24 protein-coding genes and 1 tRNA gene are annotated in these 20,558 nt (G+C 65.1%); 12 read left to right on the top strand and 13 right to left on the bottom strand.

Annotation, left to right across the window (positions count from 1 at the left end; all coding sequences use genetic code 11):
• Positions 1 to 1,517, bottom strand: a 1,517-nt coding sequence (locus AC30QB_RS05670) for a HAMP domain-containing protein (RefSeq protein WP_489545213.1), incomplete at its 3' end; no start/stop codon positions are given.
• 298 nt (positions 1,518 to 1,815) lie between these two features.
• On the opposite strand from AC30QB_RS05670, the gene AC30QB_RS05665 reads away from it, so the two are divergent.
• On the top strand, positions 1,816 to 2,208 hold the full coding sequence (locus AC30QB_RS05665; RefSeq protein ID WP_489545210.1) for a response regulator: 393 nt from the start codon (positions 1,816 to 1,818) through the stop codon (positions 2,206 to 2,208).
• A 124-nt stretch (positions 2,209 to 2,332) separates the two neighbouring features.
• On the opposite strand, the gene AC30QB_RS05660 is transcribed toward AC30QB_RS05665, so the two are convergent.
• The 3 genes from AC30QB_RS05660 to serS form a co-directional block, all read right to left on the bottom strand.
• Positions 2,333 to 3,232, bottom strand: a complete 900-nt coding sequence (locus AC30QB_RS05660) for a hypothetical protein (protein WP_489545209.1) — start codon at positions 3,230 to 3,232, stop codon at positions 2,333 to 2,335.
• Between the two features lie 161 nt (positions 3,233 to 3,393).
• Positions 3,394 to 3,481, bottom strand: a tRNA-Ser gene (locus AC30QB_RS05655).
• Between the two features lie 49 nt (positions 3,482 to 3,530).
• On the bottom strand, positions 3,531 to 4,826 hold the full coding sequence (serS, locus tag AC30QB_RS05650) for a serine--tRNA ligase (protein ID WP_489545208.1): 1,296 nt from the start codon (positions 4,824 to 4,826) through the stop codon (positions 3,531 to 3,533).
• A 164-nt stretch (positions 4,827 to 4,990) separates the two neighbouring features.
• On the opposite strand from serS, the gene AC30QB_RS05645 reads away from it, so the two are divergent.
• The 5 genes from AC30QB_RS05645 to AC30QB_RS05625 are packed head-to-tail and all read left to right on the top strand — an operon-like array spanning position 4,991 to position 9,098.
• Positions 4,991 to 6,208: a cytochrome-c peroxidase gene (locus AC30QB_RS05645; protein WP_489545207.1), complete on the top strand. Its 1,218-nt coding sequence runs from the start codon at positions 4,991 to 4,993 to the stop codon at positions 6,206 to 6,208.
• Positions 6,209 to 6,213: 5 nt separating this feature from the next.
• Positions 6,214 to 7,422 (top strand): hypothetical protein, encoded by a 1,209-nt coding sequence (locus tag AC30QB_RS05640; protein WP_489545206.1) that lies wholly within the window; start codon positions 6,214 to 6,216, stop codon positions 7,420 to 7,422.
• Entirely contained in the window at positions 7,422 to 7,964 is a 543-nt protein-coding gene (locus AC30QB_RS05635) for an FMN-binding protein (RefSeq protein WP_489545205.1), read from the top strand. The genes AC30QB_RS05640 and AC30QB_RS05635 overlap by 1 nt, the downstream gene beginning before the upstream one ends.
• Complete coding sequence (locus AC30QB_RS05630) at positions 7,961 to 8,653, top strand: FAD:protein FMN transferase (protein ID WP_489545204.1); 693 nt, start codon at positions 7,961 to 7,963, stop codon at positions 8,651 to 8,653. Before AC30QB_RS05635 ends, AC30QB_RS05630 begins: the two co-directional genes overlap by 4 nt.
• Before the next feature lies 1 nt (position 8,654).
• Positions 8,655 to 9,098, top strand: coding sequence for a hypothetical protein (locus AC30QB_RS05625; protein WP_489545203.1), 444 nt, complete (start codon positions 8,655 to 8,657; stop codon positions 9,096 to 9,098).
• Here the strand turns inward: AC30QB_RS05625 and ispH are convergent.
• Together ispH and AC30QB_RS05615 are read right to left on the bottom strand one after the other, a co-directional pair.
• A complete protein-coding gene (gene ispH, locus AC30QB_RS05620; RefSeq protein ID WP_489545202.1) occupies positions 9,095 to 10,030 on the bottom strand; it encodes a 4-hydroxy-3-methylbut-2-enyl diphosphate reductase in 936 nt (311 codons plus the stop codon). The two genes, AC30QB_RS05625 and ispH, sit on opposite strands and share 4 nt — an antisense overlap.
• Complete coding sequence (locus AC30QB_RS05615) at positions 10,030 to 10,485, bottom strand: FKBP-type peptidyl-prolyl cis-trans isomerase (RefSeq protein ID WP_489545201.1); 456 nt, start codon at positions 10,483 to 10,485, stop codon at positions 10,030 to 10,032. Before AC30QB_RS05615 ends, ispH begins: the two co-directional genes overlap by 1 nt.
• A gap of 48 nt (positions 10,486 to 10,533) precedes the next feature.
• Between AC30QB_RS05615 and radC the strand changes: the two genes are divergently transcribed.
• Positions 10,534 to 11,208 (top strand): RadC family protein, encoded by a 675-nt coding sequence (gene radC / locus AC30QB_RS05610; RefSeq protein ID WP_489545200.1) that lies wholly within the window; start codon positions 10,534 to 10,536, stop codon positions 11,206 to 11,208.
• The gene (locus AC30QB_RS05605; protein ID WP_489545199.1) at positions 11,205 to 11,840 is read left to right on the top strand and encodes a Smr/MutS family protein; all 636 of its coding nucleotides are present in this window, start codon (positions 11,205 to 11,207) and stop codon (positions 11,838 to 11,840) included. The genes radC and AC30QB_RS05605 overlap by 4 nt, the downstream gene beginning before the upstream one ends.
• Before the next feature lie 6 nt (positions 11,841 to 11,846).
• Here the strand turns inward: AC30QB_RS05605 and AC30QB_RS05600 are convergent, their stop codons facing one another.
• From AC30QB_RS05600 to AC30QB_RS05590, 3 genes are read right to left on the bottom strand one after another with little or no spacing between them, the layout of a single operon-like run.
• Positions 11,847 to 12,248 (bottom strand): group II truncated hemoglobin, encoded by a 402-nt coding sequence (locus AC30QB_RS05600; protein WP_489545198.1) that lies wholly within the window; start codon positions 12,246 to 12,248, stop codon positions 11,847 to 11,849.
• Entirely contained in the window at positions 12,245 to 13,054 is an 810-nt protein-coding gene (locus AC30QB_RS05595) for a MinD/ParA family protein (protein ID WP_489545197.1), read from the bottom strand. The genes AC30QB_RS05600 and AC30QB_RS05595 overlap by 4 nt, the downstream gene beginning before the upstream one ends.
• Positions 13,055 to 13,057: 3 nt before the next feature.
• A complete protein-coding gene (locus tag AC30QB_RS05590) occupies positions 13,058 to 13,780 on the bottom strand; it encodes a GGDEF domain-containing protein (protein WP_489545196.1) in 723 nt (240 codons plus the stop codon).
• Between the two features lie 190 nt (positions 13,781 to 13,970).
• On the opposite strand from AC30QB_RS05590, the gene AC30QB_RS05585 reads away from it, so the two are divergent.
• The 3 genes from AC30QB_RS05585 (at position 13,971) to AC30QB_RS05575 (ending at position 16,654) form a co-directional block, all read left to right on the top strand.
• Complete coding sequence (locus AC30QB_RS05585; protein ID WP_489545195.1) at positions 13,971 to 14,834, top strand: CheR family methyltransferase; 864 nt, start codon at positions 13,971 to 13,973, stop codon at positions 14,832 to 14,834.
• A gap of 61 nt (positions 14,835 to 14,895) precedes the next feature.
• Positions 14,896 to 15,540 (top strand): chemoreceptor glutamine deamidase CheD, encoded by a 645-nt coding sequence (cheD, locus tag AC30QB_RS05580; RefSeq protein WP_489545194.1) that lies wholly within the window; start codon positions 14,896 to 14,898, stop codon positions 15,538 to 15,540.
• Positions 15,541 to 15,565: 25 nt separating this feature from the next.
• On the top strand, positions 15,566 to 16,654 hold the full coding sequence (locus AC30QB_RS05575; RefSeq protein WP_489545193.1) for a protein-glutamate methylesterase/protein-glutamine glutaminase: 1,089 nt from the start codon (positions 15,566 to 15,568) through the stop codon (positions 16,652 to 16,654).
• Between the two features lie 120 nt (positions 16,655 to 16,774).
• Here AC30QB_RS05575 and AC30QB_RS05570 read toward each other — a convergent pair whose 3' ends face one another.
• Positions 16,775 to 17,032 (bottom strand): hypothetical protein, encoded by a 258-nt coding sequence (locus AC30QB_RS05570; RefSeq protein ID WP_489545192.1) that lies wholly within the window; start codon positions 17,030 to 17,032, stop codon positions 16,775 to 16,777.
• A gap of 92 nt (positions 17,033 to 17,124) precedes the next feature.
• Between AC30QB_RS05570 and AC30QB_RS05565 the strand changes: the two genes are divergently transcribed.
• A complete protein-coding gene (locus AC30QB_RS05565; RefSeq protein ID WP_489545212.1) occupies positions 17,125 to 18,087 on the top strand; it encodes a LysR substrate-binding domain-containing protein in 963 nt (320 codons plus the stop codon).
• Here AC30QB_RS05565 and hemW read toward each other — a convergent pair.
• From hemW to rph, 3 genes are all read right to left on the bottom strand, one after another.
• Complete coding sequence (gene hemW / locus AC30QB_RS05560) at positions 18,056 to 19,291, bottom strand: radical SAM family heme chaperone HemW (RefSeq protein ID WP_489545211.1); 1,236 nt, start codon at positions 19,289 to 19,291, stop codon at positions 18,056 to 18,058. The two genes, AC30QB_RS05565 and hemW, sit on opposite strands and share 32 nt — an antisense overlap.
• A 58-nt stretch (positions 19,292 to 19,349) precedes the next feature.
• The gene (gene rdgB / locus AC30QB_RS05555) at positions 19,350 to 19,955 is read right to left on the bottom strand and encodes an RdgB/HAM1 family non-canonical purine NTP pyrophosphatase (protein WP_489545191.1); all 606 of its coding nucleotides are present in this window, start codon (positions 19,953 to 19,955) and stop codon (positions 19,350 to 19,352) included.
• A 4-nt stretch (positions 19,956 to 19,959) separates the two neighbouring features.
• A partial coding sequence (gene rph / locus AC30QB_RS05550; protein WP_489545190.1) for a ribonuclease PH occupies positions 19,960 to 20,558 on the bottom strand: 599 nt, incomplete at its 5' end.

The raw sequence follows: 20,558 nt of genomic DNA, 5'->3' as shown, positions 1-20,558 counted from the left end.
TGGTCGACCATGGTGTTGATGGTGGCCTTGAGTTCGAGAATCTCGCCCTTCACGTCGACCGTGATCTTCTTGCTCAAGTCACCCGCCGCCACGGCCTTGGTCACGTCGGCAATGTTGCGCACCTGTGAGGTCAGGTTCGACGCCATCGAGTTCACCGAGTCGGTCAAGTCTTTCCAGGTGCCGGCCACGCCCTGCACCTCGGCCTGACCACCTAGCTTGCCTTCGGTGCCCACTTCGCGCGCCACCCGCGTTACTTCAGCCGCAAATGACCGCAGCTGGTCCACCATGGTGTTGATGGTGTTCTTGAGCTCGGAGATTTCGCCCTTCACGTCCACGGTGATTTTCTTGGACAAGTCACCTGCCGCCACAGCAGTCGTCACTTCGGCAATGTTGCGCACTTGCGAGGTCAGGTTGCCGGCCATGAAGTTGACCGATTCGGTCAAATCCTTCCAGGTGCCGGCCACGCCCTGCACGTCGGCCTGGCCGCCCAGCTTGCCTTCGGTGCCCACTTCGCGGGCCACCCGCGTCACTTCGGCCGCGAAACTTCGCAGCTGGTCCACCATGGTGTTCACGGTGTTCTTCAGTTCCAGAATTTCGCCCTTCACGTCCACCGTGATCTTCTTGCTCAAATCGCCCGCCGCCACCGCCTTCGTCACGTCGGCAATGTTGCGCACCTGAGAGGTCAGGTTGCCCGCCATGGAGTTCACCGAGTCGGTCAAGTCTTTCCAGGTGCCCGACACGCCTTCCACCCGCGCCTGGCCGCCGAGCGAGCCTTCGGTGCCCACTTCGCGCGCCACACGTGTCACTTCAGAGGCGAACGAGCGCAGCTGGTCCACCATGGTGTTGATGGTGTTCTTGAGCGTAAGAAACTCGCCCTTCACGTCCACGTCAATCTTCTTGGAGAGGTCGCCCTTGGCCACGGCCGTGGTCACGTCGGCAATGTTGCGCACCTGGTCGGTCAGGTTGCCGGCCATCGAGTTCACCGAGTCGGTCAGGTCCTTCCAGGTGCCCGCCACGCCCTTCACCTTGGCTTGCCCGCCGAGCTTGCCTTCGGTGCCCACTTCGCGGGCCACGCGTGTCACTTCAGCCGAGAAGTTGCCCAGCTGCTCCACCATCTTGTTGATGGTCTTGGCGGTGCGCAAGAACTCGCCTTCGAGCTCGCGGCCTTCGACTTCGAGCGCCATGCTCTTGGAGAGGTCACCCTGCGCCACGGCGCCGATCACGCGCGCCACTTCACTGGTCGGGTGGACGAGGTCGTCGATCAGCGCGTTGATGGAGTCTATGGACGCGCCCCAGAAGCCACGCGTCTCGCTCAGCGAAGCACGCTGCTTGAGCTTGCCTTCCTTGCCCACCACTTGGCGCAGGCGGCCGAGCTCGGCCGCCATGGCAGCGTTCTGCTCCACCATGTCATTGAACACATCGGCCACCTTGCCCGGCAAGCCCTCCCAATGCAGCGGGAGCCGCACGCTCGCATCGCCTTTTCGCAGCTGAGTCAACGCGACCAGCAGGGTTGCCATTTCGCGCTCAGGCGCGGAGATGTTGGGGCTTTCAATGACCTTCATGACAGAGGCTTTCCTTCCAGAGCGTACGAAAGCGATTCCGCAAAACGCCCGAGCCGCAAAGCCCCCTGGGAGTCGGAAACGCGCCCAACGCAAGGTTATGCGGGCGTGTAGGAATTACATGAAGGAGGACTCCGACACCCGTTGTAGGAGAAGCCCTACACCCTAGGCGAACACCTTAGAACGCGTTGTTTTGGAGCGCAGAAAGGGCCTGCGCGGGCAGTAGACTTTCGCCCGTGCACAAGCCGGAGGCCTCTTGAAACCCGTCACCATCCTTTATGTGGAGGACAGCGCCGACCTGCGCGAGACCATCGCCATGCTGCTGGAGCACCCGGGTCGCGACATTCACACTTGCGCCAGCAGCGAAGAAGCCCTGGCAGCCTTTGCCGAGCGCGAATACGACATCCTGGTGACCGACGTCGGCCTGCCAGGCTTGTCGGGAACCGACCTCGCCCGCAAGCTGTTGGCGCGCAAGCCCGACCGATGGGTCGTGCTGTGCTCGGGCTATGAGTTCGATGATCACTTGCACACCTTCGGCCCCAACGTACGCGCAGTGCGCAAGCCCTTTGAGCCCGAAGAGCTGGAGGCGCTGATGGAAAACATCACTTTGTCCATCCGCTCAGCGCCGCCGGCGAGCCCACTGAGATAGCCCCCATCAGCGATGGTCTCGTCAAAGAATCAAGGCGATCAAGATGATGACCGGGATGGGCACACCGAGAAGAAAAAGAACAATCGATTTCATGGAAGCCCGCTGGGTCGACAAGAGTTGAAAGTCATGCGTCGCGCAGGCGGCCGCCCAAGGTGGCGCTGAAGCTCGCGACGAACGCGCCGATGAACAGCGACACCACGATCCACAGCGCCGCGGTGGCCGAAGCCTTGCGCGCCTTGTCTGCTGCCTGCTGGGCTGAAGTCTTGGCCTCTTGCACGCGCGCGTAGGTGTCTGCCACGCGCTTTTGCGAGTCTTGCGGCGCAAGGCCTGTGCGCTGGGCAACCACTTGGCCGAGGTACTGCGCGTCATCAGGCGGCAGCGTGGCCGACGACTGGCGCAGCGCCGTCATGAAGATGCGGCTGGCCTCGCGGGCCGCGCCGTCGTTGCTGACCAATGGCGACGAAGTGTCTTGCGGCATCTGGGTTGCGACCGCACCCGTGGGCGAGGCGGCCTTGCGAAACAGGGTGTCGGTGAAGTAAGCAATCGACTCATCCGAGGGCACGCGTGACGCCGCTGTAGCGTTGGCTTGAGCCACGCTGGCCCCCGCCTGCACCCCACCGCTGACGATGGCGCCCGTGGCCGTCGCAAGCAGCGCGGCGGTCGCGACCGATGCCACCGACCACGCGAGAAAGCCATGCGCGGTGTCGCGGAAGAACACTTCATCTGTCGCAAGGTCTTGCCACCGCGTGCGCAAGCGCCCGGCCAGGTAGCCGCCCAGGCCCGACGCCGCGAGCTGCGTGAAGGCCAGCCAGGCGAGCGCAGAGACGCCCACGGCGGCCGCACTGGCCCCGCGTGAAGTCCAGGGGGAAACGGCGGTCAAGCCTAGGCCTGTGCCCAGCAGCAGCAGCAGCACCATCGAGAGTGCGGCTGCGCCAGCAGCGCCGGCCAGGATGGCGCCCCAAGAAACTGCGCCGGGGGAAGCGAGGCTGGGTCGCTCGGCGACAAGGGTAGCGTTGGGGCTCATGGCTTCCAGAAGAAGTTGGGACAAGCCATCTTCCGAATTCACCGCAGCCCTGGGGATAGGACGATTGATTCTCAGTGAGTAGGACAAGGTCGACTCGCCACACGGCCCGCCAACGGTTCCGTGAGGCCGTAAAAAAGCCCGCACTCGGCGGGCTTTTTTACTGGAGGAGAGGGAGGGATTCGAACCCTCGGAACCTTACGGTTCGCCTGATTTCGAGTCAGGTACATTCGACCACTCTGCCACCTCTCCGGAATTCTGTGGGGCGTCGGCGGGTCTGTGCCGAGCCACAGATTCTAGCTCAGGCTTTCAGCAGGGCCTGGCCCCCCAGATACGAGCGCAACGCTTCGGGCACGGTGATCGAGCCATCGGCGTTCTGGCCGTTCTCTAGTACCGCCACCAAAGTGCGGCCCACCGCCAAGCCCGAGCCGTTCAGCGTGTGCACCAACTCGTTCTTGCCTTGCGCATTCTTGAAGCGCGCCTGCATGCGCCGCGCCTGGAAGGCTTCGCAGTTGGACACCGAGCTGATCTCGCGGTAGGTGTTTTGCGCCGGCAGCCACACTTCGAGATCGTAGGTCTTGGTCGAGCCAAAGCCAATGTCGCCGCCGCACAGCGTGACCACGCGATAGGGCAGCCCGAGTTTCTGCAACACCGCTTCGGCGTGGCCGCGCATTTCTTCGAGCGCCTCGTAGCTCTTGTCGGGGTGCACGATCTGCACCATCTCGACCTTGTCGAACTGATGCTGGCGGATCATGCCGCGTGTGTCCCGCCCGGCGCTGCCGGCTTCAGAGCGGAAGCAAGGGCTGTGGGCCGTGAGCTTGATAGGCAGCCGGTCGGCCGACATGACCGTGTCGCGCACGCTGTTGGTCAGCGAGATTTCCGCGGTGGAGATCAGGTATTGCACGGCCTGCGACTCGTCACTGCCGCGGGTGACCCAGAACATGTCTTCTTCGAACTTGGGCAGTTGCCCGGTGCCTTCCAGCACCTCGCGGTTGACGATGTAGGGTGTGTAGCACTCGGTGTAGCCGTGCTGCTGCGTTTGAGTGTCAAGCATGAACTGCGCGAGCGCGCGGTGCAGGCGTGCCACCGGGCCGCGTAAGAAGCTGAAGCGCGAGCCTGAGAGCTTGGCGCCGGTGTCGAAATCAAGGCCCAGCGGCGCGCCGAGGTCAACGTGGTCCTTGACAGGGAAGTCGAAGCTGCGCGGCTGGCCCCAGCAGTGCAGCTCGACGTTGGCGTTTTCATCAGCCCCTAGCGGCACGCTGGCGTGCGGCAGGTTGGGCACGCTCATCAGCATGGTCGACAGCTCGGCCTGCATGGCCTCTAGCCGCTCCGCCGAGGCCTTCAGGGCATCGCCCAGGCCACCCACCTCGGCCATCACCGCCGAGGTGTCTTCGCCCTTGGCCTTCAGGTGACCGATCTGCTTGGACAGGCTGTTGCGGCGCGCCTGCAGTTCCTCGGTGCGTGTCTGAATCGTCTTGCGCTCCGATTCGAGCGTTTTAAATCGGGCGACATCCAGGAACGGCTGGGGCGACTTGCGCTTTTCCAGCGTGGCGACAACCTCGTCCAGGTCTTTGCGCAGCAGGGTGATATCGAGCATGGGGGGAGGGTCCGCGCCAGCAAGGGCCGGTGATCAAGAGGAGCGCGTGATTGTAGGCAAGGCGCCACGCTCTAAAGCGATTCGCTTCGGCATGTAGCGCCTCAGATTGGCAGGCTCCGATTATCAATTAGACTGCGACTCATTCGCATTTAGATTCAATCAACATGTCTGACCCAGGCGAGCTATCCTTTTTAAAATCTGCGCTGCGCACCGCATCGGCAGCATGGGTCGTCGCCTCACTGCTTGCCGCCTGCGGCGGTGGTAACGACAGCGGCAGCTCCGAGCCGCAAAAGGCCCCGCTCTCACCCACCGCAGCGTTGGGCGAGAAGATCTTCAGCGACATCTCGCTCTCAGCCTCAGGCCAACAGGCTTGCGCCAGCTGCCACGCCGCCGCCAACGCTCACAGCCCTGCCAACTCGTTGCCGGGCCAGATGGGCGGCGCGGCAATTGATCAGCAGGGGCTGCGCCAGGCCCCATCCATTCGCTACCTGAGTTTCAACACCGCCTTCTACTTCAACGCCGAAGGCACGCCCACCGGGGGCTTCTTCTGGGACGGGCGCGCCGCTTCGCTGGCCCAGCAGGCGAGCGAGCCGTTTCTGAACCCCCGCGAGATGGGCAACCCCGACGAGGTCAGCGTGGTCGCCAAGCTGGCCCAGGCGTCGTATGCAGCCGAGTTCAAGCAGCTCTACGGCAGCACGGTGTTCACGGACCCGAAAGCAGCCTTCCAGCGCATGACGCTGGCCTTGCAGCAGTATCAGAAGGAAGACGCCGAATTCCGCGCCTTCACCAGCAAATACGACAGCTTCCTGCTCGGCGGGGCCAGCCTGACCCCACAAGAAATGCGCGGCTTGGCCTTGTTCAATTCGCCGACCAAGGGCAACTGCGCTGGCTGCCACCCTTCTTCGCGCGCTGCCGATGGCGCCTTGCCGCTCTTCACCGACTTCACCTATGACAACCTGGGCGTGCCGCGCAATCCCGCCCTGTCCGCCAACGCCGACCCCGGCTATTTCGACCTGGGCCTGTGCGCACGCGCCGGCGACGACCTGGCGCGGCGCAGCGACCTGTGCGGCGCCTTCAAGGTGCCCTCGCTGCGCAACGTGGCCAAACGCCATGTGTTCTTCCACAACGGCCGCTTCACCACCTTGAAGGACACGCTCACCTTCTATGTGCAGCGCGACACCAACCCCGAGAAGTTCTACTCGCTGAACCCCGACAACACGGTTAACAAGTTCGACGACCTGCCAGCTCAGTACAAGGGCAACGTCAACACCACCGAAGCCCCCTACAACCGCCAGCCCGGTGAATCCCCCGCGCTCAGCGACAACGAGATGGACGACCTCATCGTTTTCCTCAACACCCTCTCGGACGGCTATACACCGTGATCTCCATGAAAAGAAAAGCCCTGCCCCTGGCCACCTTGCTGTTTGCGCTGCAAGCCCACGCCGCCCCCACGGCCACAGAAGCCGAACTCGCACAAAAGCTCGACAAACTGAGCAACGAGCTGGCCGCTGTGAAGGCGCAAGTGGCCCAGCAGGCCACCACTGCGACGGAGCCCGCCACGGTGCTCACCAGCTACGGAGAACTCAACTACAACCGGCCCAAGAACGGCGCCAACGCGCAAGCCGATATGCGCCGCTTCGTGCTGGGCTTTCAGCACCGCTTCGACAGCAAGACCAAGGTCGTGAGCGAGCTCGAAGTCGAGCACGGCGTGAGCTCGGCCTCCGACCCCGGTGAGGTGGAAGTGGAGCAGGCTTACATCGAGCACCAGCTCTTCCCCAACACCTCGCTGCGCGCCGGCCTCTTCTTGATGCCCGCGGGCCTGCTCAACGAGAGCCACGAACCCACGGCCTACTACGGCGTGGAAAGAAACTTTGTCGAGACCGCCATCATCCCGACCACGTGGCGCGAAGGCGGCGTGCAGTACGTAGGCACTTTCGACAACGGCCTCACCGTGCAAGCGGGCCTGAGCACCGGCTTCGACCTCACCAAGTGGGACGCCACCGCCACTGAAGGCAGCGAATCGCCGCTCGGCTCCGTCCACCAAGAAATGGCGCTCGCCAAGGCACGCGACGTGGCCATGTTCGGCGCTGCCAACTGGCGCGGCATCCCTGGCCTGCTGCTGGGCGGTTCGCTGTTCACCGGCAACGCCACGCAAGGCCAGGCAGGCCTCCCTTCAGCGCGCATTACCCTATGGGACCTGCACGCCCGCTGGACGCCGCAACGCTGGGACCTGTCAGCTCTGTTTGCCCAGGGCCGCATCTCGAACACGGCTGAGCTGAACGCACCGCTGGTGGGCAACCCCACGTTGATCCCCGAGCGCTTCGACGGCTGGTACGTTCAGGCTGCCTACAAGGCATGGGGTGAAGGCGAGCAATCGCTGAGCCCCTTTGCGCGCCTGGAACGCCTCAACACCGGCCGCCGCTACGCCGATCTGGGCGCAGGCCTCACGCCCGAAGCACGCCCCACCGAGCGCGTCGTCACGGTGGGCCTGAACTACAAGCTCAATGCCGGCGTGGTGGTCAAGGCCGACATCCAGCGCTTCAAGGCCGCGACCGACAGCAACCGCTTCAACCTCGGGTTGGGCTGGAGTTTCTGATGCGCATGGTCCTCGCGCCGTTGGCGCTTGCCGCACTGTCCCCGGCCAGTGCTTTCGCCGTCGACTACCTCTCCGCCGACCAAGCGCGCAAGCTGATGTTTCCTGATGCCGACAGCTTCGAGCAGCGCGACATCAATTTCGACGCCACGCAACTGCAGGCACTGAGCAGCAGCGGCACACCCGCGCGCTCGGCCCACTGGGTACTGCAAGTAGCCAAGCGCGGCGACAACACGCTGGGCTATGTGGTGGTCGACGACGTGGTGGGCAAGTTCGAACTCATCACCTACGCCGTGGGCTTGGGCGTCGACGGCACGGTACGCCAGGTAGAAGTGCTGTCTTACCGCGAAAGCCACGGCCACGAGGTGCGCCTGCCCGCGTGGCGCAAGCAATTCGTGGGCAAGAGCGGCGTCTCTCCATTGCGCGTGGGCGAAGACATCGCCAACATCAGCGGCGCCACGTTGAGCTGCACGCACGTGACCGACGGCGTGCGCCGCATTGTCGCCGTGCTGGGCCTGGCCCGGCGCGCGGGGCGGCTGTCGTGAACGTGCAGCGCCGCGCCCGCCCGCTGCTGGGTACCTTGGTCGAAGTGGGCGTCACCCGCGGCGCACCTGCTGCCGCGGTCGAAGCCGCCATAGAAGCCGCATTCGCGGCCGTGGCTCAAGTGCAGGCGTGCATGTCGCGCTTCGAGCCCGGCAGCGACATCGGCCGCTTCCATGCACTGGCCGCGGGCGAGTCGATCTGCATCACCGCCCGCACGGCCGACGTGTTGCACGCCTCAGCCTTGTTGCACGCCGAGAGTGAAGGCCTGTTCGACATTGCCCAGGGCTCGCCACGCAACGGTTGGCATTGCACCGGCCTGACGCTCACCAAGAAAAAGCCAGGCGTTCACCTTGATCTGGGCGGCATCGCCAAAGGCTATGCGGTGGACTGCGCCGTTGTCGCGTTACAGGCGGCAGGTTGCACAGCCGGTTGGGTGAATGCCGGGGGCGACTTGCGCGCCTTCGGCAGCATCCACCTTCCGGTGTCGCTGCGCGACGAACAACACGGCGGCGTGCGCTCCTTCGGCAGCTTGAGCGACGGTGCTCTGGCCACCAGCCAGTTGGGGCGTCAGGTGAGCGTGATGGCACGGCAATGCCTGTGGGCCGATGCGCTGACCAAGGTGGTCGCGCTCAGCGGCAGCGCCCATCACCCGCTGGTGGCCCTGCACGGCGCGCAAGCCTGGTTGCATTGAGATGAGACACCACTCGCGCAACCGTCTACAGCCATGGCAGCGCTGGGGCATGTTCATCAGCCTGGGTGCGCTCACCGCCAGCGGCCTGCTGTGGCTGTGGGCGCACTACGCCTGGGGTGCCGGGGCAGGTGAGCTGCCTCACCCGCTGGAGCTGTGGATGATCCGCCTGCATGGCCTCTTCGCCATGAGCGGGCTGTTCTTCTTTGGCGTGGTGGGCGCCGAGCATGCGGCGCGCGGCCTGCGCATGGCGCGCCAGCAGCTCACGGGCGTGCTCTTGCTCACCAGCCTGGCAGCTCTCGCACTGAGCGGCTACGCCCTGTACTACTTCGCCCCCGAGACCTCGCGCCCCTGGATAGGCAACGGCCACGCCGCAGTGGGCGCCACCACGGCGGCCCTCCTGACTTGGCATGGGCGCTGGGCGCGGCGCAAGCGAACCCGCCACTAACGGGTCTTCAAGCCCTTGGGCAGCGGAAAGTGAATGGTCTCTTCCACCCCGGGCAAGGTGCGCACCGACGCAGCACCCAACGCCTTGAGCCGCGAAATCACCTGCTGCACCAGGATGTCGGGCGCTGAAGCACCCGCCGTGAGCCCAACGCGGTGCTTGCCCGCAAACCACTCGGCCTGCAGGTCTTCAGGTTGGTCGACCATGTAGGCCTGTGCGCCCAGGCGCTCACCCAGCTCGCGCAAGCGGTTGCTGTTGGAGCTGGTGGGGCTGCCCACGACGATCAGCACATCGACCTGCGGCGCCAGCACCTTGACGGCATCTTGCCGGTTCTGCGTGGCGTAGCAGATGTCTTGCTGCTTGGGTTCTCGCACGCTCGGAAAGCGGCGCTTCACCGCCGCGAGGATCTCGGCGGCGTCGTCCACCGACAGCGTGGTCTGCGTCACCACCGCCAGCTTGTCGGCCTGAGCCACCTGCACACGCTCGACATCGGCCACGTCTTCCACCAGGTAGATGCCTTCGTTGAGCTGACCCATGGTGCCTTCGACTTCGGGGTGCCCCTTGTGGCCGATCATGATGAAGTCGTAGCCCTCTTTGTGCAGCTTGGCCACTTCCACATGCACCTTGGTCACCAGCGGGCAGGTGGCGTCAAACACGCTGAAGCCGCGCTCGTCGGCTTCCTTGCGCACCGCCTGCGACACACCATGCGCGCTGAACACCAGCGTGGCACCCGGCGGCACATCGGCCAGGTCTTCAATGAAGATGGCGCCTTTGGCCTTGAGGTCATTCACCACATAGGTGTTGTGCACGATCTCGTGGCGCACGTAAATGGGTGCACCAAACTTGGTGAGCGCGCGCTCCACGATCTCGATCGCGCGGTCAACGCCGGCACAAAAGCCGCGCGGCTCGGCCAGCAGCACTTCATCAACGCTCATCACAAGACCCCGATCAGATGCACTTCAAACGTTACCGGCTTGCCGGCCAGCGGGTGGTTGAAGTCGAACAGCAACCAGTCGCTGCCCACCTCGCGCACCACGCCGGCATAGGCGCCTTGCCCATCAGGCGTGGGGAACTGCACCACGTCACCCACACCGTAAGCCTCATCGGGGTCGCCCAGCTGGTGCAGCAGGCTGAGTTTCACGCGCTGCAGCATGTCGGGGTTGCGCTCGCCGAAAGCCTCGCCAGCATGCAGCTGAAATGCGGTGCGCGTGCCTTCGGGCAGGCCCACCAGGCGCGCCTCCATCGCGGGTGCCAGCTCGCCGGAGCCCAGCGAGAGCGTGGCCGGCTTGTCGGCAAAGGTGTTGATGATGTCGGCGCCATCGGGGCCGCTCAAGCGGTAGTGCAGGGTCAGGAACGAGCCCTGCTGCACGTGGTTGACAACGTGGTTCAATGAATTTCCTGGTTCAACGACTGGCCCAATTTTAGGTGCCTGCCCCACGTGGTGCTCAAAGACCTTCCCCCTGATGCCCGCCCGCGCGAAAAACTGCTTGCGCGAGGCCCCTCCGCTTTGGCTGACGCCGAGCTCATCGCCTTGCTGCTGCGCACGGGCTTCAAGGGCACCTCGGTGCTGCAGCTGGCGCAGCAACTGTTGACGGAATTCGGCGGCCTGGCCGGCCTGCTGCAAGCCGAGCCCGACGACTTGAAGCGCATCAAGGGCCTGGGCCCGGCCAAGCGTGCCGAGATGAGCGCTGTGCTGGAGCTGGCGCGCCGCTCACTCGCCCAAGAGCTGATGCAGCGGCCTGTGTTCGACTCGCCCACCCGGGTGAAGGAGTACCTGCGCCTGCAGATCGGCTCGCGCGGCTACGAGGTGTTCGTGGTGCTGTTTCTCGATGCGCAAAACCGGCTAATCCGCTGCGAAGAAATGTTTCGCGGCACGCTCACGCAAACCAGCGTCTACCCGCGCGAGGTGTTGAAGCGGGCCTTGGAGCTGGGCGCTGCGGCGGTGCTGCTGTCGCACAACCACCCGTCGGGTGCGGCCGAGCCGTCCAAGGCCGACGAATACCTGACGCAGACCCTGAACAAGGCCCTGGCCTTGATTGACGTGCGCGTGCTCGACCACCTGGTGGTCGGCCAGGGCGAGGTGGTGTCGTTTGCCGAGCGGGGCTTGATATGAAAGCGCGCGGCCTGCACGAGCTGGCCGAGATGAAGGCGGCGCTGCAGCGGGCTCAGCGCGAGGCCGAAGCGCAGGCGGCGCGCCTGAAGGAATTGCAGCTAAAGGAACAGCGCGAGCGCGAGCTTTTTGCCACCACGGTGGGCAAAGTGCAGCCCCTGCCCGACCCGCAGCGCGCCAACACCGCCCCGCTGCCGCCCGAGCCGGAACCGAAGCAGCGCCAGCGCGACGAGCAAGCAGCTTTGCGCGAAACCATCTCCGACGAGTTCAACGTCGAGTCGCTGCTCGAAACCGATGAGGCACTCTTCTACCGTCGCCCCGATATCGGCCTGGACGTGGTGCGCAAGCTGCGCCGCGGTGGCTGGACCATCCAGGCGCAGGTTGACCTGCATGGCCTGCGACGAGACCAGGCCCGCGAACAACTCGGCGCCTTCGTGCGCGACGCCGTGGCGCAGGGGTGGCGCTGCGTGCGGGTGGTGCACGGCAAGGGCCTGGGCTCACCCGGGCGTGAGCCGGTGCTGAAGACACGCGTGCACAGCTGGTTGGTGCAGAAACAAGAGGTGCTGGCCTTCGTGCAGGCGCGGCCAGCCGAAGGGGGCAATGGTGCGCTGGTGGTACTGCTGCGCGCGCCGTGATGGCGCTCAGGCGCCGTGCTGGTTCCGCATCCAGTCGGCGGTCTTGAAAAACGATTCTTCCAAGCGCTGCTGCAACGTCGGGTCAAGCCCAACTTCAGCCATCGCCTGCTTCATGCACGACATCCAGCCATCGCGCTCCTTGATGCCGATGGCAAACGGCATGTGCCGCGCCCGCAAGAACGGGTGCCCGAAACGATCCTGGTAGTGCTGCGGGCCACCCAGCCAGCCGCACAGGAACCAGAAAAACTTGTCGCGCGAGCCCTCAAGCGATGTCGGGTGCAAGGCCCGTATGCCGGCGTAGGCAGGATCCAGGTCCATCAAATCGTAGAAGCGATCGACGAGCGTGCGAACGGCGTCTTCACCGCCGACCCACTCGAACGCAGTCGCGGGCTGGGTGGCGTCGGTCATCCCTGCGAGGTGAGCTTGGATGCGATCGCCAAAATGCCCTTGGCGGCTTCACAGCCCGGCAAGGATTCAAGCAAGAGCTGGCGCTTTTGCACCGCTTCGCGCACCGACTTGTCGGTGGCAATTTCGCCCAGCAGCTCAAGCTTCACAGGCGGACTGCCTTCGCCCAGCATCGGCGTCACAAAGCGATCGACCACCTGCTGGAGCTGGCCGCGAATCACGCGGCCTTCGCCGGTGCGGCCGACCTGGTTGACCACCAAGGCGATGGCCGTGCGCTGCTGTTGCGTGGCCAGCACCTTGATGGTGGCGTAGGCGTCGGTGAGCGAGGTGGGCTCGGGCGTGGCGACCACCAGTACTTCGGTGGCCAAGGACACGGCAAACAACACCACGTCAGAGATGCCGGCGCCGGTGTCGAGCAGGATACGGTCGTACCGCGGGGCCACCAACTCGATGATCTTGAGCAACTGCTCGCGCACTTCGCTCGTGAGCCGCGAGTACTCCACCAGCCCCGAGCCTGCCAGCAGCACCGAGAAGCCGCCGGGCGCCGGCAGGATGGCGTCTTCGAGCGTGGCCTTGCCGGTGAACACGTCGTGCAGCGTGATCTTGGGAAAGAGGTTGAGCACCACGTCAAGGTTGGCCAGACCCAGGTCGGCGTCTAGCACGAGCACGCGCTCGCCATGGCGCGCCAACGCGGCGGCCAGATTGGCGGACACGAAGGTCTTGCCCACGCCGCCCTTGCCGCTGGTCACGGCAAGAATGCGGGCACGGCGGCCGGAAGCCGTTGCAAGAGGGGGCACAGGGGGGGTCATGGGCTACTCAAGATCTTGGAACTGGGACACACCGAAAAGCATGCCCTTCTCTTCGGCACTCACCATCGAGACTGGAGGCATCTCAAGGCAGGCACGGTTGCGGCCCTCGGCCTTGGCGCGGTAGAGCTGCTGGTCGGCACGCTCTATCCACAGCGGCGCAGAAGAGCGCACCCACTGGGGCGCAAAGGCACCGCCCAGGCTGATGGTGACCTTGATCGTCTCGGTGATGTTGATCGCCACCTCGCGCTGCTCGACCTTGCGGCGTATGCGCTCGGCCACCGTCTGGCCGAAGGCGGGCGGGCAATTGGGCAGGATGATGGCGAACTCTTCGCCACCAAAGCGCGACACGGTGTCCATCGGCCGCACGCAGTCCATCAGCGATTGCGCCACCGCCTGGATCACCAGGTCGCCAGCGGCATGGCCGTGGGTGTCGTTGACGAGCTTGAAGCGGTCGATGTCGACCATCAACACCAAGGCGGGCTCGCCGGCACGGGCCACACGGTCGATTTCACGGGCCAGGGCCAGCTCGAACTGGCGGCGGTTGGCCAGACCGGTGAGCGGGTCACGGCTGGACAGGTCGCACAGCGCGTCGATCACCGCCTGCAGCCAGGGCGCGGAGCCCACATCGTTCAGGTCTGGTAAAGCATGCCCCGATTGCGCCAGCAATTGCAGCGCTGCTCCCAGCTTGAGCTGCGAGGGTTCGGTGGGCGCAGACGGTTGAGACACGGGGCTATGGCGGTTGCGGGCCAGTCTAGCAGTGCGCTTCTCGTCAAAACCTTCCGATCTGGAACGTGAATACCTGCCAACTTGAGGCTTTGCGGCCACTTAAGCAAAGCAGACTTCAAGCCGATAAACCCCTGAGAACCCATGCCGCATCTGGTGGGTGAAAACAACTCGAATCCAGCTTGGAGCCTCCATGAGCGCAGCCGCCTCTCCCGTCGAACTCGCCGCACTGCGCACAGCCGCAGGCGGTGAACAAGAGTTCGGCTTCAGTGCGGCTGACTTCGAGCGGGTGCGCGAGCTCATTTACAAGCACGCTGGCATCAGCCTGCATGCGGGCAAGCAGGCCATGGTCTACAGCCGGCTCTCGCGCCGCTTGCGGGAAACAGGCATACGTTCCTTCGGCCAGTACTTGCAGTCGCTCGAAGGCATGGCCGCGAATGACCCGGAGTGGCAGGAGTTCGTCAACTGCTTAACCACCAACCTCACCTCGTTCTTCCGTGAAGAGCATCACTTCCATGCGCTGGCCACCGACCTCAAGGCGCGCAGCGGCCAGAGCCTGCGCATCTGGTGCAACGCGGCCTCCACCGGCGAAGAGCCCTACTCCATTGCCATGACCTGCGCCGAAGCGCTGGGTGCGAGCGCCTCGGTCAAGATCACGGCAAGCGACATCGACACCAAAGTGCTGGCCACGGCCAGCCGCGGCGTCTACGGCGCCGACGCGCGAGGCCTGTCACCTGAGCGGCTGCGCACGCACTTCTTGCGCGGCAAGGCCGCCAACAGCGGCTCCATCCGCGTGAAGCCCGAGCTCGCCCGTTTGATCGACTTCCGCACGCACAACCTGATGGAAGCTCGCTGGTCGCTTGGAGACCCGTTCGACATCGTGTTCTGCCGCAACGTGATGATCTACTTCGACGCCCCTACGCAACGCCGCGTGCTGGAGCGCATACACAGCGTGATGAAGCCCAAGAGCCTGCTCTTCGTGGGTCACTCCGAGAATTTCACCGAATCCAAAGACCTGTTCCGCCTGCGTGGCAAGACGGTTTACGAGCGGGTTTGAGTTGCACGCCGCTTGCGCCAGCACTCAAGCCAACCCACCTCCACACCGATATCGAGACACCATGGCCTTGATCTCCTCCTCGACACCCGCCGCCGGCTCGCGGCTTGAAAAGCTGAAGTCGCAGCCCCGCAAACCGGGCGAGGCCTCGTTTTTCTTCTACGACGCGCATTTCAAGAACGACGCGGTCAAGATCCTGCCCGGCGAGTACTTCGTGCACGAAGAAGACATGCTGATCATGACCACGCTGGGCTCGTGCATTGCCGCCTGCCTCTACGACCGCAACGCCAAGGTCGGCGGCATGAACCACTTCATGCTGCCCGACGGCGTGGGCGAATCAGGCCGCTACGGTTCGTACGCCATGGAGCTGCTGATCAACGAAATGATGAAGCGTGGCGCCTCGCGCATGACCATGGAAGCCAAGGTCTTTGGCGGCGGCCAGGTGGTGAGCGGCATGACCACGATGAACGTGGGCGAGCGCAACACCAACTTCGTGATGGACTACCTGAAGACCGAGCGCATCCCCATCGTCTCAAAAGACGTGCTCGATGTGTACCCGCGCAAAGTCTGCTTCCTGCCGGGCAGCGGCAAAGCCATGGTCAAGCGCCTGGCGCCGACCAATACCGATGCGCTGCTGGCACAAGACCGCGCAGCCGCACAGAAAGCCGTGCCTGCGAGCACGGGTGGCGGCTCCGTCGATCTGTTCTGAGCCCCACGGACAACGAGAGAACAACATGGCAAAAACACGCGTGGTGGTGGTGGACGATTCGGCACTGGTGCGCAGCCTGCTCACCGAGATCATCAACCGCCAGCCCGACATGGAGTGCATAGGCGCGGCCGCCGACCCGCTGGTGGCGCGCGAGATGATCCGCAACTTGAATCCCGATGTGATCACACTCGACGTCGAAATGCCACGCATGGATGGCATCGACTTCCTGTCGAAGCTGATGCGCCTGCGCCCCATGCCTGTCGTGATGGTGTCGACGCTGACCGAGCGCGGCGCTGACGTGACGCTGCGCGCGCTGGAGCTCGGCGCCATCGACTTCGTCGCCAAGCCCAAAATCGGCGTGGCCGATGGCCTGCGCTTGCTGGCCGAAGACATCACCGACAAGGTGCGCATCGCAGCCAAGGCTCATGTACGCAGGGCCCATGTGCCTGCCGCCGCGGTGGCAGGCGCTGCGCCCGCCAGACCCGCGACGCCAGTCACCTCAATCGGCCGGTTGTCCACCGAAAAGATCATCTTCATCGGCGCCTCTACCGGGGGCACCGAAGCCACCAAGGAAGTGCTGGTCAACCTGCCGCCCGATTGCCCGGCGGTGGTGATCACCCAGCACATGCCGCCCGGCTTCACCAAGAGCTACGCGGCGCGTCTAGACGGGTTGTGCAAGATCCGCGTGGCCGAAGCGCGCGACGGCGAGCGCATCTTGCCGGGCCACGCCTACATCGCACCGGGTGGCTTTCACCTGAGCGTGGAACGCAGCGGCGCCAACTACATCGCCCGCGTACAAGACGGCGAGCCGGTGAACCGGCACAAGCCTTCGGTTGAAGTGCTGTTCAAGTCTGCCGCCCGCGTGGTGGGCCCCAATGCGCTGGGCATCATGCTCACCGGCATGGGGGCCGACGGCGCCAAGGCGATGAAGGAACTGCGCGATGCCGGCAGCTACAACTACGTGCAAGACGAGGCCAGCTGCGTGGTGTTTGGCATGCCGCGTGAGGCCATCAATGCGGGTGCGGCACACGAGGTGCTGCCGCTGACGCAGATTGCGCCCAAACTCATCGAGCGTTTGCGCAGCACGTCCGGCCTGTCGACCAACCGGGTCTGACTGCACCGGCCTCCAGTCGCTGAAGCTCCTGCCTCAAGAGGCGCCACGCCCGAGCCCGGGAAACCCAGGCTCGGCAGGTGGCCTGATATCGAGCGGCGCTTTGCGCACTCGGTTCGACCTTCAACCATCGCGCCATTGGCGCAGGTCGCCAAGGCGCAGTTGCTGCGACTCGCTCCGAGCAGTGGCTCGGGTAACCCATTGCTCGGGTGCGCCGATGTCGCGCAACGTGTCGGCGCTCAGGTCGTGCATGAAATCGAACTCGCGCGCCTTGCGGGCGTCTTCCAAGTGCGTGGCCCAGCGCGCCGCGATGACGTGCCAGAGCTGTACGAGAGGGTGTGGCGAAAGGCTGGCCTGGGGGCAGGGGGCGGGGTGGTTCATGTCAGGCTCCGGCATTCGTAATGGCTTGCTGGTAAGCATAGAAGGCCAGTCATCCCAGAGGAAGCGACTTGTTCTGCCCGTTGTGGTCAGTTATTCTTACCAATATGGCCCGCCTTCCCCTGCAAGCATTGCCCGCCTTCCGTGCCGTCGCACAGCTGCAAAACCTGCGTGCAGCGGCCGAAACCCTGCACCTGACGCACAGCGCGGTGAGCCAGCAGATACGCGGGCTTGAAGAGCAGCTCGGCTTCGAGCTGTTCGACCGGCGCGGCCGGCGTGTGGTGCTCAATGCAGCGGGCCAGGCCTTGCTGCGCAGCGTGGAGCCGGCGCTGGCTCAGCTCGACGAGGGCGTGCAAGCGGCGGCCGCCGCCGCGAGCGGTGCGGCCCAGCGCCTGCGTGTGACCATGCTGCCCTCTTTCGCCAACCGCTGGCTGCTGCCACGCATTGCGCGCTGGCGTGAGCGCCACCCCGAGCTTGCACTGGAGATCGACGCCACACCGCAGGTGGTCGACCTGCAGCGCGAAGGCTTTCATGCCGCCATCCGGCAAGGCATAGGCCCGTGGCCGGGACTCACAGCCGAGCGGCTGTTTGACAAGCCCATGCCCTTCGTCGTGGTGGGCTCACCCACGGCGGCGCAACGCCTGCGCGACGTTGCGCCTGATTTGCTGGCGCGTGAACCCTTGCTGGGCGACAGCGACGTGTGGGAGGCCTGGTTCACCGCCGCAGGGGTGCGCGCCCGCGTGACGCCGGTGGCCAGCTTCAACGACGCTGGGCTGATGCTGCAAGCCGCCGAGCAGAACCTGGGGCTGGCGGTGTCGCGCGAGCTGCTGGCCGCCGACGCGTTGCGCGCCGGGCGGCTGGTGCAGCTGTCGCCCTTGACCATCGACTTCGAGGCCGCCTACATCTATCACCTGGTCTACCCCGCCGCGCTCACCGACTGGCCACCGCTGCATGCGCTGCGCGGCTGGCTGCGTGAGGAGCTGGAGCAATCGATGCTGGCGCTGCACCCGCCGCCGGCCAAGAGGGCTAGGGCAAGAACAAAGACTGCAAGTCGCTGAGAAAGTCGAAGCCTCGTTCGGTGGGCAGCGCCCATTGCAGATCGCGCGTGAGCCAGCCCCTGGCTTCGGCCTGCTCCAACGCACGCCGCAACACCGTCAACGGCAAGCCAGTGCGCTCGGTGAAGCGGGCCAGCTCGAAGCCCTCTTTCAGCCGCAAGGCATTGAGCATGAACTCGAAGGGCAACTGGTCGCGCGACACCTCTTCGTCTTGGGTGATCGCGGCCCCGGCGAGCGCTTGGTCCATGTATTTGTTGGGGTCGCGGTAGCGCGTTTGCCGAACGACGCGATGCGGAAAGCTCAGCTTGCTGTGCGCGCCTGCGCCTATGCCCAGGTAGTCACCGAACTGCCAGTAGTTGAGGTTGTGCGCGCAGCGATGGCCGGGGCGCGCGAAGGCCGACACCTCGTAGCGCTCCAGGCCCGAGGCCGCAGCTTGCTCGGTGATGATGTCCAGCATGTCGAAGGCGCTGTCGTCATCAGGGATGGTGGGCGGGTGCTTGGCAAAAAAGGTGTTGGGCTCGATCGTCAGGTGGTAGATCGAAAGATGCGGGGGCTTGAAGGCCAGCGCCTGCTCCAAGTCGGCTCTGAGTTCGGACGCTGTTTGACCGGGCAGCGCGTACATCAGGTCGATGTTGAAGGTGTCGAAGGCGTCGCGGGCTTCTTCCACTGCCGCCCTCGCCTGCGCCGCATCGTGCACGCGGCCGATGGCGTGCAGCTTCTCGTCGTTGAAGCTCTGCACACCGATGGACAGACGCGTGACACCGGCCGCGCGGTAGCCGCGAAACCGATCGCGCTCGAAGGTGCCAGGGTTGGCTTCGAGCGTGATCTCGCAGCCGGGCTCCAGCGGCAGGCGGGCGCGGACATCGGTGATCAGTTGGTCGATGCTGGTCGGCGAAAACAAGCTGGGCGTGCCGCCGCCGATGAAGATGCTGTGCACGCGGCGGCCCCAGATGAAGGGCAGCGCGGCTTCGAGGTCAGCGCGCAGGGCATCGAGGTAACGTGCTTCGGGCAGGCCGGCCGGTTCGGCGCCGGGCCGCCCCAAGCCGAACACTCCCCCTCGGGGGGGCGACGCCGCAGGCGTCTTGGGGGCCAACGACATCTCATGCGAGTTGAAGTCGCAGTACGGGCACTTCTTGAGACACCACGGCAAATGAACGTAAAGCGACAGCGGCGGCATGGCGCTCAGCGTGGTCACGCCGAGGCGCATGTAGCGCGCCAGCAGGTCGGTCGCGTTCTCGACGCCCGAGGCTGTGACGATGGGGATCTCAGCCAAGACGCCAGACCTCGCGCATCAGCACCAGCATCTGGCGCGATGCGACGGCGCGATGGCTGTGGGCGTTCTTCAGCTCGGGGCTCAACTCAGCCACCGACTGGCCCAGTTCTGGAATGAACAGCAGTGGGTCGTAGCCGAAGCCGCTGGCCCCGCGCAACTCGCCCAGCACCTCGCCTTCCCAGCGCCCGAAAGCGATCAGCGGCTCGGGGTCGTCAGCTGATCGCACGGCGACCAACGCGCTCACAAAACGCCCGCGACGATCGCCGTGCGAGGCCATGTTTTCGAGCAACACGCGGTTGTTCTCGTCGTCGCTCTTGGGGCGGCCGAACAAGGTGGCGTAGCGAGCCGACAGCACGCCCGGCGCACCGCCCAGGGCATCGACGCACAAGCCCGAATCGTCGGCAATCGCGGCCGCGTTCGCATGCTGCGCCGCATGGCGCGCCTTGGTCAGCGCGTTCTCGACGAAGGTGATGTAAGGCTCTTCGGCTTCGGCGATGCCCAGGCTGCCCTGGGTCACCAGCTCAAGCCCCAGCGGTGCAAACAGCGCCTGCAGCTCGACGAGCTTCTTGGCGTTATTGGACGCCAGCACCAGACGCATGGCGTCAGACCCCGAGCGCGGCCCGCTGCGCTGCCACCAGCTCGCGTATGCCTTTGTCGGCCAGGCCCAGCAGCGCGTCCATCTCGGCCCGCGAGAACGCGGCGCCTTCGGCGGTGCCCTGCACTTCGACGAAGCCGCCGCGGGCCGTCATCACCACGTTCATGTCGGTGTCGCAGGCCGAGTCTTCGATGTATTCGAGGTCGAGCAGCGGCGTGCCGTCGACGATGCCCACTGAAATGGCAGCCACGCCATCGCGCAAGGGTGACGCGGTGATCTTGCCTTGCTGCAGCAGCCAGGTCACGGCGTCGTGCGCCGCCACATAGGCGCCGGTGATGGCCGCGGTGCGGGTGCCTCCGTCGGCCTGGATCACGTCGCAATCGAGGTTGATGGTGCGTTCACCGAGCGCCTTCAAGTCGAACACGCAGCGCAGCGAGCGGCCGATCAGGCGCTGGATCTCCTGCGTGCGCCCGCTCTGCTTGCCGCGCGCGGCCTCGCGGTCACCACGGGTATGCGTGGCGCGCGGCAGCATGCCGTATTCGGCCGTCACCCAGCCTTCGCCACTGCCGCGCTTGTGCGGCGGCACCCGCTCTTCTACCGACGCGG

This window comes from Rhizobacter sp., from assembly GCF_046595475.1.
Classification (GTDB): Bacteria; Pseudomonadota; Gammaproteobacteria; order Burkholderiales; family Burkholderiaceae_C; genus Rhizobacter.
The sequence above is the reverse complement of the archived record's forward strand: the minus strand, read 5'-3'. Positions and strand labels throughout refer to the sequence as shown.